The 14,877-nt window shown below is 49.5% G+C and carries 11 protein-coding genes; 7 read left to right on the forward strand and 4 right to left on the reverse strand.

Annotated features, from left to right (window positions below; translation table 11 throughout):
* The first annotated feature begins 138 nt into the window (after positions 1 to 138).
* The 7 genes from GQF01_RS15690 (at position 139) to GQF01_RS15720 (ending at position 11,950) form a co-directional block, all read left to right on the forward strand.
* Positions 139 to 534, forward strand: a complete 396-nt coding sequence (locus GQF01_RS15690; protein ID WP_161407700.1) for a DUF4912 domain-containing protein — start codon at positions 139 to 141, stop codon at positions 532 to 534.
* Between the two features lie 24 nt (positions 535 to 558).
* Positions 559 to 3,393, forward strand: a complete 2,835-nt coding sequence (locus GQF01_RS15695) for a 1,4-alpha-glucan branching protein domain-containing protein (RefSeq protein ID WP_161407701.1) — start codon at positions 559 to 561, stop codon at positions 3,391 to 3,393.
* A 114-nt stretch (positions 3,394 to 3,507) separates the two neighbouring features.
* Entirely contained in the window at positions 3,508 to 5,916 is a 2,409-nt protein-coding gene (locus GQF01_RS15700; RefSeq protein ID WP_161407702.1) for a sugar phosphate nucleotidyltransferase, read from the forward strand.
* Positions 5,917 to 5,989: 73 nt separating this feature from the next.
* Entirely contained in the window at positions 5,990 to 6,202 is a 213-nt protein-coding gene (locus GQF01_RS15705; protein ID WP_246069161.1) for a hypothetical protein, read from the forward strand.
* Between the two features lie 121 nt (positions 6,203 to 6,323).
* Positions 6,324 to 6,884 carry a DUF4912 domain-containing protein gene (locus GQF01_RS15710; protein ID WP_328803468.1) on the forward strand — a complete coding sequence of 187 codons (561 nt, stop codon included), beginning with the start codon at positions 6,324 to 6,326 and terminating at the stop codon, positions 6,882 to 6,884.
* Positions 6,881 to 9,802 carry a 1,4-alpha-glucan branching protein domain-containing protein gene (locus tag GQF01_RS15715; RefSeq protein ID WP_161407704.1) on the forward strand — a complete coding sequence of 974 codons (2,922 nt, stop codon included), beginning with the start codon at positions 6,881 to 6,883 and terminating at the stop codon, positions 9,800 to 9,802. The genes GQF01_RS15710 and GQF01_RS15715 overlap by 4 nt, the downstream gene beginning before the upstream one ends.
* Before the next feature lie 183 nt (positions 9,803 to 9,985).
* A complete protein-coding gene (locus GQF01_RS15720; protein WP_161407705.1) occupies positions 9,986 to 11,950 on the forward strand; it encodes a glycoside hydrolase family 15 protein in 1,965 nt (654 codons plus the stop codon).
* Positions 11,951 to 12,184: 234 nt separating this feature from the next.
* Here the strand turns inward: GQF01_RS15720 and GQF01_RS15725 are convergent, their stop codons facing one another.
* From GQF01_RS15725 to leuB, 4 genes are all read right to left on the reverse strand, one after another.
* Positions 12,185 to 12,382 carry a hypothetical protein gene (locus GQF01_RS15725; RefSeq protein WP_161407706.1) on the reverse strand — a complete coding sequence of 66 codons (198 nt, stop codon included), beginning with the start codon at positions 12,380 to 12,382 and terminating at the stop codon, positions 12,185 to 12,187.
* Positions 12,383 to 12,397: 15 nt separating this feature from the next.
* Positions 12,398 to 12,781 (reverse strand): glycine cleavage system protein H, encoded by a 384-nt coding sequence (locus GQF01_RS15730; RefSeq protein WP_161407707.1) that lies wholly within the window; start codon positions 12,779 to 12,781, stop codon positions 12,398 to 12,400.
* Between the two features lie 81 nt (positions 12,782 to 12,862).
* Complete coding sequence (locus GQF01_RS15735; RefSeq protein ID WP_145658072.1) at positions 12,863 to 13,411, reverse strand: peroxiredoxin; 549 nt, start codon at positions 13,409 to 13,411, stop codon at positions 12,863 to 12,865.
* 292 nt (positions 13,412 to 13,703) lie between these two features.
* Positions 13,704 to 14,783, reverse strand: a complete 1,080-nt coding sequence (gene leuB, locus GQF01_RS15740; RefSeq protein ID WP_161407708.1) for a 3-isopropylmalate dehydrogenase — start codon at positions 14,781 to 14,783, stop codon at positions 13,704 to 13,706.
* Positions 14,784 to 14,877 lie beyond the last annotated feature (94 nt).

Here is a 14,877-nt window from a genome sequence, read left to right on the forward strand (position 1 = left end):
TCGCCTTAAAAGTGCGAAATTCCTTTTTTACGAGACATCTAGATTTTAGCAATCCACGCATATTTTTCTGTGGAAAAGCGAATGCTTTTACAAGAAAATGGTCATCGAACACGTGATTGCCAGAAAAGAGGAATAGCCTTGAAAGCTTCACCAATTTCGGAGCATGAGGTGCCTGGAAGATATTACAAGGACTTACTCCATCTTATGGTTGTAGGTACAAATTCGCTCTATGTCTATTGGGAAATATCTGATAGGCGCAGATGGCTGATGTCTCAGCATTTTGAATGTGACTTTGGCGTCATGCCATCCGTCATCCGATTGTACGATGTGACCCATATACACTTTAATGGACATAATGCCCATGCCTACTGGGATACAACCATGTTGCCCGAAACTACGCATTCGTACTTACATCAAGCCAAGGCTAATCGCAGCTATATAGTAGACGTAGGAACATACACGTTGGAGCATGAGTTTATCCCTTTACTTCGATCCAATTGTGTCGTAACCCCCAAAGATTCGGAAGAGAATTAGGGAGAACCGAGGTGACGATAAGTTTTGATTAATCGCATGAAATCGAAGCCAGAGATCAAGGGTTATTTCGCCCTCGTCCTGCATGCCCATCTGCCTTATTTCAGCTACCAAGGTCCGGACATGGCACTGGAAGAGCGTTGGTTTTTTGAAGCCATGACAGAAACGTATTTGCCATTATTGGACGTTATGCATCGACTCACACAAGATCAAATTGATTTCCGTTTGACTCTCTCCATCACTTCGACGCTTCTTTCCCTGCTTAGCGATCCGTTCTGGCAAGCGAACTATCGTGCTCGCCTCCAAGAGCATATGGCGTTAGCAGATAGCGAACAGGTTCGGTTACAACAGGATCCCGTTCTCCTTCCGGTTGCCAAACAGTACGCGCTGAGGCTCCATAAGCTCCAGAATCTGTACGAGAGCTATAACGAGAATGTCATTGTTGCCCTCAAACATTTTCAAACGTTAGGACACCTAGAAATCATAACTTCCGCTGCTACACATGCCTATCTGCCGCTCCTACAAACGGAAGAATCCCTTAGGGCACAGATTCTTACGGCTGTGAAAGACTTTGAGCGTTATTTCGACCACAAGCCCCGCGGGTTCTGGTTACCCGAATGCGGCTATACGCCAGGGATTGAGCGGATATTGAACGAAGCAGGCCTCCAATATGTCTTCACGGATGCCACTGCTGTGGCTTTCGCTTCCCCTCACCCCGTCCGGGAGCGGTTAGCACCGCTGATGACGTCGCCAGGTGGCGTGACGGCTTTCCCTTGCGATCTGGCATCTGTTCACCAGATTTGTTCGCCAGAGGACGGCTACTGCAGCGATTTTCTCTATCGAGATTACTACTCGGGTAACGGCTCAGACTTCAAATACGACCGCAATACAAGCAAAGGCCGACTCAAAATGCCTTATCATCCAGCACTCGCATTAGAAAAAGCGGAAGAGCATGCGGATGATTTTCTCAAGCATCGTCAAAAGCAGATCCAACAAGGACATCGCTGGCTGGATCGAAAACCGATCATCGTCTCCTCTTATCAAGCGGAGCTTTTTGGGCATTGGTGGTATGAAGGTCCCCACTTCCTAGAGCAGCTTTGCCGCAAGATGTTTCTCGATCAGATGGCGGTGAAAATGATAACGCCAAGCGAGTACCTTCATGAGTACCCAGCGGCCGGGATCAGCGAATTGAATCCTTCCAGCGCAGGACGTAACCACAACTCTGAAACATGGCTGCAAGCAAGCAATGACTGGATCTACCGCCATCTTCACGAAGCTGAAGGGCGGATGATTCAATTAGCTGCCAATCAGGAGCGTTATATTCGCTCTGACAAAGCGAACGCCGATACCTTCAAGCGGGCTTTGAATCAAGCCGCCAGAGAGCTCATGCTGGCTCAGAGCAGCGATTGGCCGTTCATGATGGACACAGCAACCTACGCTGACTATGCCAGCCGCCGGATCAAAAACCATCTCGGCCGCTTCCACCAGCTTTGCGATCAATTGGTTCATCATCAGATCGATGAGGACTTTCTTGCTGCTCTGGAGAAGCTAGACCATTGCCTTCCTGATGTCGAGCATCAAGTTTTCAGGAGCACCAGCCTCCTAGCGCCTGTTCCCATTATTCCAAGCAAAAGTGAATGGGAAACCTTACTGGAGGAAACCAAGCAGCATCCCAATGTGTTCATGCTTGCTTGGGAATATCCGCCCAAACAAGTCGGCGGTTTATCGAAAGCCGTCCACGAGCTATCCGAAACCCTTGCTTCCCGCGGGGAAATTGTCCATGTCATTACGACGTCCTATGATGGCGTACCTGCTTTTGAGATGAAAAATGGCGTTTATGTCCATCGATTGCCTGTCCAACATTCCGGAGATACATCCTTTTACCACTGGACTTTCGAAATGAATCTCGCCATGACGGACCATCTGGTCAAATGGAAAGAAAATGGCGGCCGCATTGATCTTTTACATGCACATGATTGGATGGTTTTTCACACCGCAAGAGAAATAAAAAAGAGTTATGACATTCCGCTTATAGCGACGATACACGCAACGGAATGGGGAAGGAATCAAGGGCATTTAGATTCCGACTTGCAGCGCAAAATTCATCAGTTAGAGTGGAAGCTGACTTATGAGGCTAACGCCGTCTTTGTTTGCAGCTCCTATATGAAAGAGGAAGTTGTCCGAATATTCAATTTGCCTAAGGATAAAGTCGCTGTTCATCCGAATGGTATTCAGATCCCTCCTTCGACCAGTAAAGAAACAAGGAAACGTCCTCCTTATATAACGAAGCAGGATAAAGTGATTTTCTATATTGGCAGGCTCGTATACGAAAAGGGAGTTCACACGCTACTCCATGCTATGCCAGGCATCCTGTCACATGTGCCGCAAGCTAAGCTCATCATAGCTGGGTCAGGACCAATGGAACATGAACTTCGCTCGTTAGCAGCCCATTTGGGAGATCGCGTTTTATTTACAGGCTTCATAGATGATAACTACCGTGTCCAGCTCTACCAATATGCCAATGTTTGTGTCATTCCGAGCTTGTACGAGCCATTCGGAATCGTTGCCTTGGAGGCTATGGCCAGTCGGCGGCCGCTCGTCATCTCGGATACAGGCGGTTTAGCTGAAATCATCCGACATGGCGTGGATGGCTATAAAGCTTTGCCAGGACACGTCGATTCGCTCTCATGGCATATTACCGAAATGCTGCTGCATCCCAAGCTAGCCGCCAAAATGGCCGACAGCGCCTACCAGCTGCTCCAGAACAACTACCAATGGAGTCATATTGCTGCGCAGATTCAGGAGGATTACCGCAAACTGACCAACCATCTTTCCCACATTCCAGTTACAGCAAAAAGTTGAGCAATTGCAAATCGTTCAATGAGCAAATGCTTACGAAGCAAGTTTTCTCACGAAAACTCAAGCAAATGCTTACGAAGCAAGTTTTCTCACGAAAACTCTAAGGAGGATCCCACTATGAAGGCTGTTATTATGGCTGGAGGCAAAGGCACACGGCTTCGCCCCCTGACTTGCCATCTTCCCAAACCCATGGTGCCTCTCCTGGGAAGACCGTGCATGGCCTATATTATTGAGCTGCTTCACAAACACGGCATCCAAGACATTGCCGTCACGATGCAGTATAAACCTGAAGTGATTCGCGACTATTTTGGCGATGGCGAAGCGTTCAACGTCAATCTCCACTATTTTGAAGAGTTGAGTCCCCTGGGTACAGCCGGAAGCGTCAAGCAGGCGCACGAATTTCTAGACGATACCTTCGTAGTCATTAGCGGCGATGCTTTAACCGATTTCGATTTGGAGCAAGCGCTCGCCTTTCACAAAGAAAAACAAGCCAAAGCTACGCTGCTGCTGACCCGTGTCCCTCATCCACTGGAATATGGCGTGGTCATGACCGATCAGAATGGCTTGATTACCCGCTTCTTGGAGAAACCAAGCTGGGGAGAAGTATTTAGCGATACAGTTAATACGGGCATCTACATCATGGAGCCAGAGCTGCTAGAGCGCGTGCCGCTAGGGCAGGAATTTGATTTTAGTCAGCAGCTATTCCCGGCATTACTGCAAGAAAGCAGAGAACTCTACGGCTACGTAAGCGCCGGATATTGGATGGACATCGGCAACTTGCAGCAGTATCGGCAAACCCAGTTTGATATGCTCGATGGAAAGGTGCAGCTCCATATCCATGGCACCCAAATTCGGCCTCGCGTGTACATCGCGGATGACGTAGAGACTAGCAGCACAGCGCGCGTCATTGGACCCGCTTTTATCGGTAAAGGGAGCAAGCTTGAGGATGGGGTCGAACTCGGAGAATACTGCATCGTCGGGGAAAATAACCGGCTTTCCAAGGGCAGCAAGCTCACGCGCAGCGTACTTTGGGACCATAATCACATCGCCGCCAACAACGAATTAGCCGGTTCAACGCTAACTAGCCGCATTGTTTGCAAAGAGGCCTCCTATCTTGGAGAAGGCTCGGTCGTTGGCAACCATGTCATCATTGGGGAAAAAAGCCGGATCGAACCTCATGTGAAAATATGGCCGCACAAACAAATTCGCGATAAATCCCGCCTTCATACTTCTCATATCTGGGGGGAGCATGCTGCCAAAACGTTATTCAAAACCCGCGGAGTAAGCGGCCTTCCCAATCTTGAAATAACGCCTGAGATGACCGCCAAATTCGGGACAGCTTATGGAGCAACCCTTGCTGCAGGCAAAACACTCACGGTAAGCTGCGCCCCGCATACCTTCACTCGTTTGCTAAAGCGTGCTTTGACGGCAAGTCTGCAATCGGTCGGCACGCATGTCATTGATTTGGGGGATTGCTTGGCTCCAGCCGCTTCGTTTGCTATTCGACACCTGGGTGCCGCAGGAGGCATCCACTTGGATTGGTCAGGCAATGAGAACGAGCGGTGTCTGCTTGCCTGCATGGATGCCGAAGGACTGCCGATTACAAGATCAGCCGAACGCAAAGTGGAAAACAGCTTTTGGCAAGAAGATTATGGACGGGCAGCTATGAATCAGCTTGGCAGCTATAAAGATGAAACCCATTGGTTTCAAACCTATATCCGAACTTTGTCCGAAGAAATTGCAGATGAAGGAGAAGGCCTGCCTTTACCCGCCATGAAGATCGTCATTGAGGCCAGCCCTTGGCTGCAGCCTTATCTAGTGCCATTTTTCGAGAAATTGGGGATAGAAGCGATTCATGTGACCACGGTTAATAACCAGGAACCACTCCCTCTCTTCACGTCGCTAGCCGGGGCCAATCTTGGCTTGCGACTCTTGGACGATGGTCGTACCTTGCATATGGTGACGGAAAAAGGGGAGCTTGTCGATTCGGATTTGCAAACTGTTTTCTTGTATCTGTGCTACCTGCACAGCCGGCCAGGAGCAACCATCGGTGCACCCGTCAGCGCACCTGAGCTCCTGGAGAGTATGGCGGAGGGGCTGGGCGCGACAATTGTTCGTACGAAGGAATGGGAACGGGCCATTCTGGAGGCCACAGAGCAAGCGCGGATGCATCCGTTGTTCGACTCGCTTTTCGCCACTGGACTTGCCGTTCTTCATCTAGGCAGAACCGGCTTGCCGCTTTCTGAGCTTCTTGCTCTAATTCCGACCTTCTACCTGCACCGCGAGCAAATCGATTGTCCTTGGGATGCCAAAGGTGAAGTGATGCGAAGTATGATGAACAAGGCGAAGGATACCTCTGTTGATTTGGTGGACGGGATCAAATTCTATCACGAAAATGGTTGGATTTTGCTGCTGCCTGATAGTGAAGACCCTGTATTCAGGCTTGTCGCCCAGTCCCAGAACCCGACGATTGCCGAAGAGCTTGTCCATTCCTATCGAGACCACATTCTAAATGTGTTGCAATAAGCATAATATATGACAGATATATCCATAAGCGGGTGATCCGAAGTCTTAAGATGAAGGGGAGAGCGGCGTGAATATGATTCCAAGCGTTTCCAGGCAGATCGCTTTTGTGCAGTATGACGATCAATCCTCCAGTATGACGGTTCAATATCATACCGGTTTCAAGGCATCTTATACGAATATTAATCAGGATGATTATCTGTTGATTCTGAGTTCTGTCAATCGATATGACTCTTTAATGCGGCTTACGGAAACCCGGTACATGGAAGGTCAACCTCCAATCAAGTAAAGCACATACAGGAGATCTCCCCCTTCTTGAAAGGAGGAGATTTTTCGTTTCCAAGGCACGTATGCTACAATGTTGTCCGAAAGGTCAATGCCATTTATTTCCCATTATGACCTAAGAAAAGGTGAGTCTGATTCCTACCCAAGCTTTCTCTGCCCATCAAAATGACAGGGACACACTCCACTTGCTGGTGCAGTCATGGGCTACTCTTTTTGCCTACTGGCAGCTTTCTGCCAGAAAAAAAAGGATGGTGCAGGATCACTTCGAAGCGGACTGGCTCCTGCTTCAGCCGACACTGCGATTTTATGAAACTATTGTCGAACAAGCTGTCAGCGCTCCTCTTTCGGATACCATTTCTGAACTCCCTCTTCCAGAAGGAGGCTGCTGTTTCCTGAACGGTTTTCTACCCGGACGGCTTTATTTCGCAGAACTCGGCATTAAGAATGAACAGGGACAATTTCTCCTGCTTCTGCGTTCTAATACGATTCAGACTCCCCATATACATACGAATCAAGAATTTCCTTCAAACGATGTAACACTGGATAACCAAGTTACTTACCGGCCAACTGCCGTTTCCATTCAACGAATGGCTTCAATAGCTCATGAGCATTTCTCAGCCTACTCCGTGTACTTACCCAAGTACACAAACCCAGCAGATTCGGAATTCGGAGGCGATCTCGATTGAGCACAAACGTACACGGTTATGTTGCTTTGCTCCTGCATGCCCATATCCCTTACGTGCGTCATAATGAAGATGAAGTTACGTTAGAGGAACGTTGGTTTTTCGAAGCGGTTGTGGACAGCTATCTGCCTATGATTGAAATGATGGATCGGCTGCTTGAGGAAGGCGTTCCCTTTGGGCTGACTTTATCCCTATCTCCGCCGCTGCTAGCTATGCTCGAAGATACCCGCTTACAGAAACGGCTTCGTAAGCATCTAGCCTCCCTATGCGAGCTCTCACAGCGCGAAGTGATTCGTTTATGGGGTCATGCCGACTTCGGCCCCACCGCTAGACTTTACGCCGATCATTATCATCGGCTGCTTGCTTTGTACGATCGCCTGCGAGGCGATCTGATCGGTAAATTCCGCAGCCTAAGAAGCTCAGGCTGCTTAGAACTAATAACGTGCGCAGCAACGCATGCCTTCTTGCCTCTGGTCAAGAATGACGCTGCGCTGCGCGCCCAGCTTGAGGCCGCCGTCCAGGAATTCAGGCGGCATTTCGGGTCCGCTCCAGCAGGCATCTGGCTGCCGGAGTGCGGCTATACGCCAGCTGTGGAGCCCCACCTCAAAGCGCTGGGGCTGCGCTATTTCGTTGTTGATGCCCATGCCTTTGCTGCGTCTGGGGCATCAACCAGCTTTCCCCTGCTCACGCCCAGTGGCGCGTGCGCTTACGCTCGGGACCTCGAAGCCGGCGCGCAAGTATGGAGCGCCGAAAGCGGTTACCCGAGCGACCCCGACTATCGCGAATATTACCGCGATATCGGCTTTGACCTCGGCGCTAATGGCGGCGCCGAGTGGGAGTACTTGAAGCCCTATGTGCTGCCAGACGGCGCACGCATCCATACGGGCTTCAAGTACCACCGCGTCACCGGCCATGGTGACGCCAAAGCGCCCTACCACCCGGCGCGGGCCGCGCAGAAAGCTCAGCAGCACGCTGAGCATTTCGTCGCCAGCCGGGTGGCGCAGCTGCGCAGCCTCGAAGCGGCGGCGCAGCCTCCGGTCATCGTATGTCCATACGATGCCGAGCTGTTCGGGCACTGGTGGCACGAAGGCCACCAGTGGCTGGAGGCCGTGCTGCGCGGCCTTGCCGCTGCGCGCTGCGAGACGGCGACATTAGGCGGCTACGCTGCCGCCAATGCGCCGACCAAGGCGGCCACGCTGCCGACGTGCAGCTGGGGCCGTGGCGGCTTCGCCGAGGTCTGGCTGCAGCCGCGCAGCCAGTGGGTGCATCCGCTGCTGCACGCGGCGGAGGATCGCCTGGTGCTTGCTGCGCAGAAGCACCGCAAACCAGAGCTGCTCAGCGGTCTGCAGATCCGCGCGCTGAATCAAGCCGCGCGAGAGCTGATGCTCGCGCAAAGCAGCGACTGGACCTTCATCCTGGACGCTGAAACCGTAACCAGCTATGCCGTGAAACGAATCGAGACGCACATCGCTTCTTTCCATAAATTGTTAGATACATTTGACGAGGATAAAGTTGAAATCACCGACAGGGCGCTTTCCGAGCTTGTGTTGTCATTGGAGCGGAAATCTCCTTTTTTGCCCGACGTTCATTACCGTCTTTACCAATCGTCTTCATCAATCAGCTTTATTTGTGATGCCGCCCAGCGTTCATTCAATGCCCCTTCGCAGCCTGAAGCTCTAAGCCCTCTGCGTGTTCTGATGCTTGCTTGGGAATATCCGCCACGTGTCATCGGAGGTCTTGCCAGAGCCGTTCGTGACCTATCTGTACAGCTTGCTGCAAGCGGTCAGGAGATTCATGTCATCACATGCCTAGCTCCCGATTGCTCGTCCTACGAGCTGCTCGATGGTGTGCATGTTCATCGCGTAGACGTATTTTCTTCCGCAGAGCCGCTTCATTTCCTTGATTGGGTGTTTCAAATGAACTTGGCCTTCACGGATACTGCCCAGCGCTTATCCGCTCAGGGACTGCAATTCGATCTCATTCATGCTCATGATTGGCTCGTCTACTACACTGCCAAAGAGTGTAAACAAATGCTGCACCTACCTCTGCTCGCCACGATTCACGCGACCGAGTCGGGACGTAATCTGGGCAAGCTCGATACACCAGCTCAAAAGCGCATTCATGCACTAGAACATAAGTTAGCGCACGAAGCTGATCACCTTGTGGTCTGCAGTTCTTATATGCTGCAAGAAATTATGCACCTTTTTCATACCCCTTTTCATAAAATGACCCATATCCCTAATGGGGTTATGCCCTTCCGGGCTCCTGATGCTAACGAATTGACCGCTAACCCGGCGCTTTCTCAGCTGCTTTCTGCACCGAGTGGAGACGATTCTCGCCGCATTGTTGCTTTCCTCGGAAGGCTTGTCTATGAAAAAGGCGTGCACATCCTCATTAGTGCTATGCAGCACGTTCACAAAGAATTTCCTAATGCTCATTTGGTTATTGCCGGAACGGGGCCAGAACTTGAAGCGCTACAACTCTTGGCTGCCCCTCTAGGTCTTCGTGTCACCTTTACTGGTTTCCTAGATGAAACTGACAAAAGCCTGCTAATGCATCACGCTGAGCTCTGTGTATTTCCTAGCCTCTATGAGCCCTTCGGCCTTGTTGCTTTGGAAGCGATGGCTAGCGGTACGCCGCTTATCGTTTCGGATACAGGCGGTTTATCGGACATCGTCGACCAAGGTATTAACGGATATAAGGTTCCTCCATCAGATGCTAATCTGCTTGCCCTGCAAATTGTTCAGCATTTACAGAATCCCGCTGCTGCTTCTGAACTCGCTGCCAAAGCTTTGGCCAAAATCAACGACAGCTTCGATTGGGAGCAAATCGGTGCTATAACGCTTGCTGTGTACACGAAATTAATCGCTCACGAGCAGCCATCAGGTATAATCCCGCATCAAAAGGAAATAATCAAATAATATGGGCAACTATGCCAAATGAAAGCGTGTCCAGTCGAAATAATCAGAATTTTTTCAAAGAATCATTGATTCCTTGGTAATTATTAGGTAACCTATTGGCAGGCCTTGTGCTAGCGACGTTCTATCTGGAGCATCATTTGAACTTACTGAACAATCAAACAAAAGAGTGGGGAAGTGATTGTATTGCCTAGACATCTGGTCATCGGAAACGGAAAATTTCTTATTAATCTCGATCAGCATTCCTATATGCGAGATCTGTACTATCCTTTCGTAGGCCAGCTTAATCATATTGGCGGTTATCAATGCCGTGTCGGTATTTGGGTGGATGGTGACTTTGCCTGGCTGAATTCCCCCGAGTGGCAGTTCCAGCTTGGTTATGTGGAGGATTCTCTTGTTACTGAAGTAAGAGCAACGCATCCTGGTCTTGGCATCACCTTACTCATGAATGACGGGGTTCATCAGCGTGAAGATATTTATCTGAAACGCATCCAAATTACGAATCACAAACATACCGTTCGCGAAGTGAGGATGTTCTTCAATCAGGACTTGCTCATTAATGAGACTGAGGTTGGCGATACTGCTGCCTTCTACCCTCTAACGAATACGGTATTCCATTATAAAAAAGACAGATATTTCATGTTCAACGGCAGCACCGGAACAGAAGGCATTTATCAATACTCTACAGGTGTCAAAAGATTCTATAACGCCGAAGGCACGTGGCGTGATGCGGAAGACGGGCATCTGATGGGCAATGCCATTGCGCAAGGGTCTGTCGATAGTACGATCTCCTTCCGGCTTTTCGTGCCTCCTAATGCCGACCAGACGCTCTACTACTGGATGGGCGCCGGCAAAACGCTCGAGGAAGTCAAGAAGCTTGACGCTTATGTGAAAGACAGCCACCCAGGTAAGCTGCTGGATCGTGTGACGGTTTACTGGCAGCGCTGGGCGAATAAGATCGATAGGGATTACGGGGATCTGAATGCCGATGTGCAGCGCCTCTTCAAACAAAGCTTGCTGCTTGTTAGGACGCAAACCGATGTGAACGGCGCCATTATCGCCGCGAACGATTCGGACATCATGCAGAGCAACCGTGATCATTACAGCTACATGTGGCCTAGGGATGGCGCCTTAATTGCCTACTCCATGTCCATGGCCGGCTACCAAGGGATGATTATTCCTTTCTTCAACTTCTGTGCGAACGTGCTGTCTCCTGAAGGTTACCTGCATCATAAATATAATCCGGACGGCACCGTAGGCTCCAGTTGGCATCCTTATATTCATTCCGGACGTGTCCAGCTTCCTATCCAAGAGGATGAAACAGCCCTTGTGCTCTTCGCTCTCTGGGCTGATTTCCAGAAAAATGGAAGCCTGGAGTTTGCGCAGTCTCTGTATCGCAATTTGATTCGCAGAGCTGCCAGATTCATGTCCACTTATATTGATCAGGAATTGAACCTGCCGAAGCCGAGTTATGATCTGTGGGAAGAGCGTTATGGAATTTACACATTTACCGCTTCAGCTGTGTATGGCGGACTTATCGCGGCTTCCAACTTCAGCAACCTCTTCGGGGACGAAGAGCGCAGCAACCGCTATAAGCATACAGCGGAGAAAATAAAAGCCGGTATCCTCAAGCATTTGTGGGATGAGAATGAAGGCCGATTCGTTCGCGGTTTGTACATGGAGGACGGCGAATGGGTCAAAGATATGACGCTCGAAAGCTCAGTTTACGGTATTTTTGAATTCGGAGTGCTGCCTGCGGATGACGAACGTGTAGTAGGTACGATGAAAGCGAATAAAGAAGGTCTTAGAATCAAAACAGAAGTCGGTGGCATTGCCCGCTATCATCATGATTATTACTTCCAACGCTCCACCGATATCGAAAATGTACCAGGAAATCCTTGGATCATCTGTACGCTCTGGATCGCTGAGTGGGAAATTGAATACGCCAAAACACTCGCTGATCTCGAAGCCCCTCGCCAAACGTTAGAATGGGTCGTCAAACACGCTATGGAAAGCGGCGTTCTATCGGAGCAATTGGATCCTTTCACAGGTGATCCGGTCTCTGTCGCCCCGCTTACCTGGTCGCATGCCACTTATGTGCTTGCCGTAGTGAAGTACCTGAACAAATACAAACAGCTGTCTAAGCAGTAAGATATGTAGAACCGCAGGGTTAACACTTTGTTTGAATAAAGTGTTAACCTTGCGGTTTTTTGTTGAGACCTTCGCTGGGGGGCGGTGGTCCATTGGACGGAATCCAATATAATGGCTCTGCAGACGAGTAAAACCTCTCTCTCATTGGACAGAATCCAGTGAGACGAGCTTTTTTAGTGCCATTAGGGATGATATTAAGCCTCTTCATTGGATTTCATCCAGTGAGAGGGGCTTTTAAGGTTCTGAATTTGGCTTTACATTGGAAAACATCCAATCAGCTATGTTGGCAGATGGCCCTGCAATGTCAAAAACCGCAAACCCTGTATTAGCGGACATGCGGTTTTTGACGTTGGGGTCTGCGGTCTGCGGTCTGCGGTCTGCGGTCTGCGGTCTGCGGTCTGCGGTCTGCGGTCTGCGCTCTGCACTCTGCACTCTGCGCCCGTTCCCTCACTCAAATGAATAACTCGACGCATACGTCTGCGCATCCCACAGCTGCTCCAGCTCCGAAGGCTCGCTGCACGCTACTCTGAACAGCCACCCTTTATCATAGGGTGACTCAATCAGCATCATCGTAGCCCGCTCCAGCAGCAGGTTAACAGCAATGACTTCACCGGATAACGGTGCAAGCAAATCATGCTCGCTTTCGGCGGTCTCCAAGGAGCCAGCATAACTGCCTCGCCCTAGCACCGCTCCACGTTCCGGGAGTTCAATGAATAGAACCATCCCCCACGCAAGCAGGCCGATTTCTGTCAGGCCGATGATGGCCTCATTCCCCTCTTTACGTATCCAATAATGATCTCTTGTATATTGCAGATGCGTAGGTACGGTCACGTTCATTCTCCTTCAAGTAGAAAAGCTCCCCTCGCCGCATTCGCATGCCAGCTAAGAGGAGCTTGTCTATGTATGAAAAGCTTATTTTACGACAAGGTTTTTGTCGCCTGGTTTCCAGTTCATTGGGCACAATCCGCCGGATTGAAGCGCTTGAAGCACACGAAGTGTTTCTTCTACGCTGCGGCCTACATCGTTGTGGTTAACAACTTCGTATTTCAATTCGCCTTCTGGATCGATGATGAAAAGACCGCGAAGTGCGATACCTTCTTCTTCGATTAGAACGCCGTAGTCACGTGCTACGGATTTCGTGATGTCAGCAGCAAGTGGGAATTCCAATTTGCCAAGACCGTTATCGTTCACAGGTGTATTGATCCATGCTTTGTGTGTGTGGATGCTGTCGATGGAAACGCCAAGAATTTCAGTGTCCAATTCTTTGAATTGAGCAGCAGCATAGCTAAGCGCTGTAATTTCTGTTGGACATACGAATGTGAAGTCCAATGGGTAGAAGAACAATACTAACCATTTGCCTTTGTAATCAGACAAAGATACTTTACCAAACGCTGTACCATCACCTGTAGCTGTCTCCATTGTAAAATCAGGAGCTTGTTTACCAACTAAACGCTCTGCCATGTGTATAATTCCTCCTCAAATCTATCTTCTTCTCGTTTAAAATGGTATCATCCGAATAGATGAAAGTCAATAATTAGAGTGCATACTATGTAATAATTACTTTAAAATATGAAAGGTCCTTGAACAACCTAATTCCGCTTCCTTCTCCCTGCCTTTTACCCCTCAATCAGCTCGATTTCATCCATCACGGAGTCTCAACTAGCTGACTAAAGCTATACAACTAATATTCCCAGCATACAAAAAAAGAGCTTGCTCGCTACGCACAGCATGCTTAGCGGACAAGCTCATATTCTTATTTGCGCATTGCGTCTACAATCAGTTGGCCCATAGCCAATGTTCCGATTGCTTTGCTCTTATCGACTGCGATGTCGCCTGTGCGGTTGCCAGCATCAAGCACTTCTTTCACAGCGCGTTCGATGGAATCTGCTGCATCGTGGTAGCCGAATGTCAGACGGAACATCAACGCTACGGATAGAATTGTTGCGATTGGGTTGGAAATGCCTTGGCCAGCGATATCAGGCGCAGAACCGTGTACCGGCTCATACAAGCCGAAGCTGCCTTCGCCAAGTGAAGCGGATGCCAGCATTCCGATGGAACCTGTCAACATAGCAGCTTCATCGCTCAAGATGTCGCCGAACATGTTCTCAGTCACGATGACGTCGAAGGAAGACGGACGACGCAGCAATTGCATTGCGCAGTTGTCTACAAGCACGTGCTCAAGTTCAACATCCGGGTAGTCAACCGCAATACGGTTAACGGTTTCGCGCCATAGGCGGGAAGTTTCCAGAACGTTTGCTTTATCAACGGAAGCAAGCTTTTTGCGGCGTGTGCGCGCAATTTCAAACGCTTGACGAGCAATACGCTCGATTTCGGAAACGTTGTAGGCACATGTGTCTACAGCTTCTTGACCGTTCGCTGTTTCACGACGGAATTTCTCACCGAAGTAGATACCGCCTGTCAATTCACGAACAACGATCAGATCCGTACCTTCAAGTACTTCTGGTTTCAATGTGGAAGCTTCTTTCAAGCAATCAAAGATGAAAGCTGGACGAATGTTAGAGAACAAACCAAGCGCTTTACGAATACCCAGAAGACCTGTCTCCGGACGAGTTTCTTTCGGGTTGTTATCCCATTTTGGTCCGCCAACAGCACCTAGAAGAACAGCATCTGCGGATTGACAAACTTTCAATGTTTCTTCCGGAAGCGGTGTACCTGTCTCGTCAATGGCAATTCCACCGAACAAGGCGTGCTCTGTTTCAAACTTATAACCGAAAAGCTCTTCGGTACGTTTCAATACTTTTTCCGCTTCTGCAACGACTTCTGGACCAATGCCGTCTCCAGCGATTACAGCAATTTTTTTAACATCTGCCATGACTGTCATTCACTCCTTAGAATAGTAAAGCTGCTTGGTAAGCATCTCTATCGACTATATGATGCTCTCATTGTAACATAAGATAACCCTTTTC

The sequence above is a fragment of the Paenibacillus silvestris genome, from assembly GCF_009882985.1.
GTDB lineage: Bacteria > Bacillota > Bacilli > Paenibacillales > NBRC-103111 > Paenibacillus_E > Paenibacillus_E silvestris.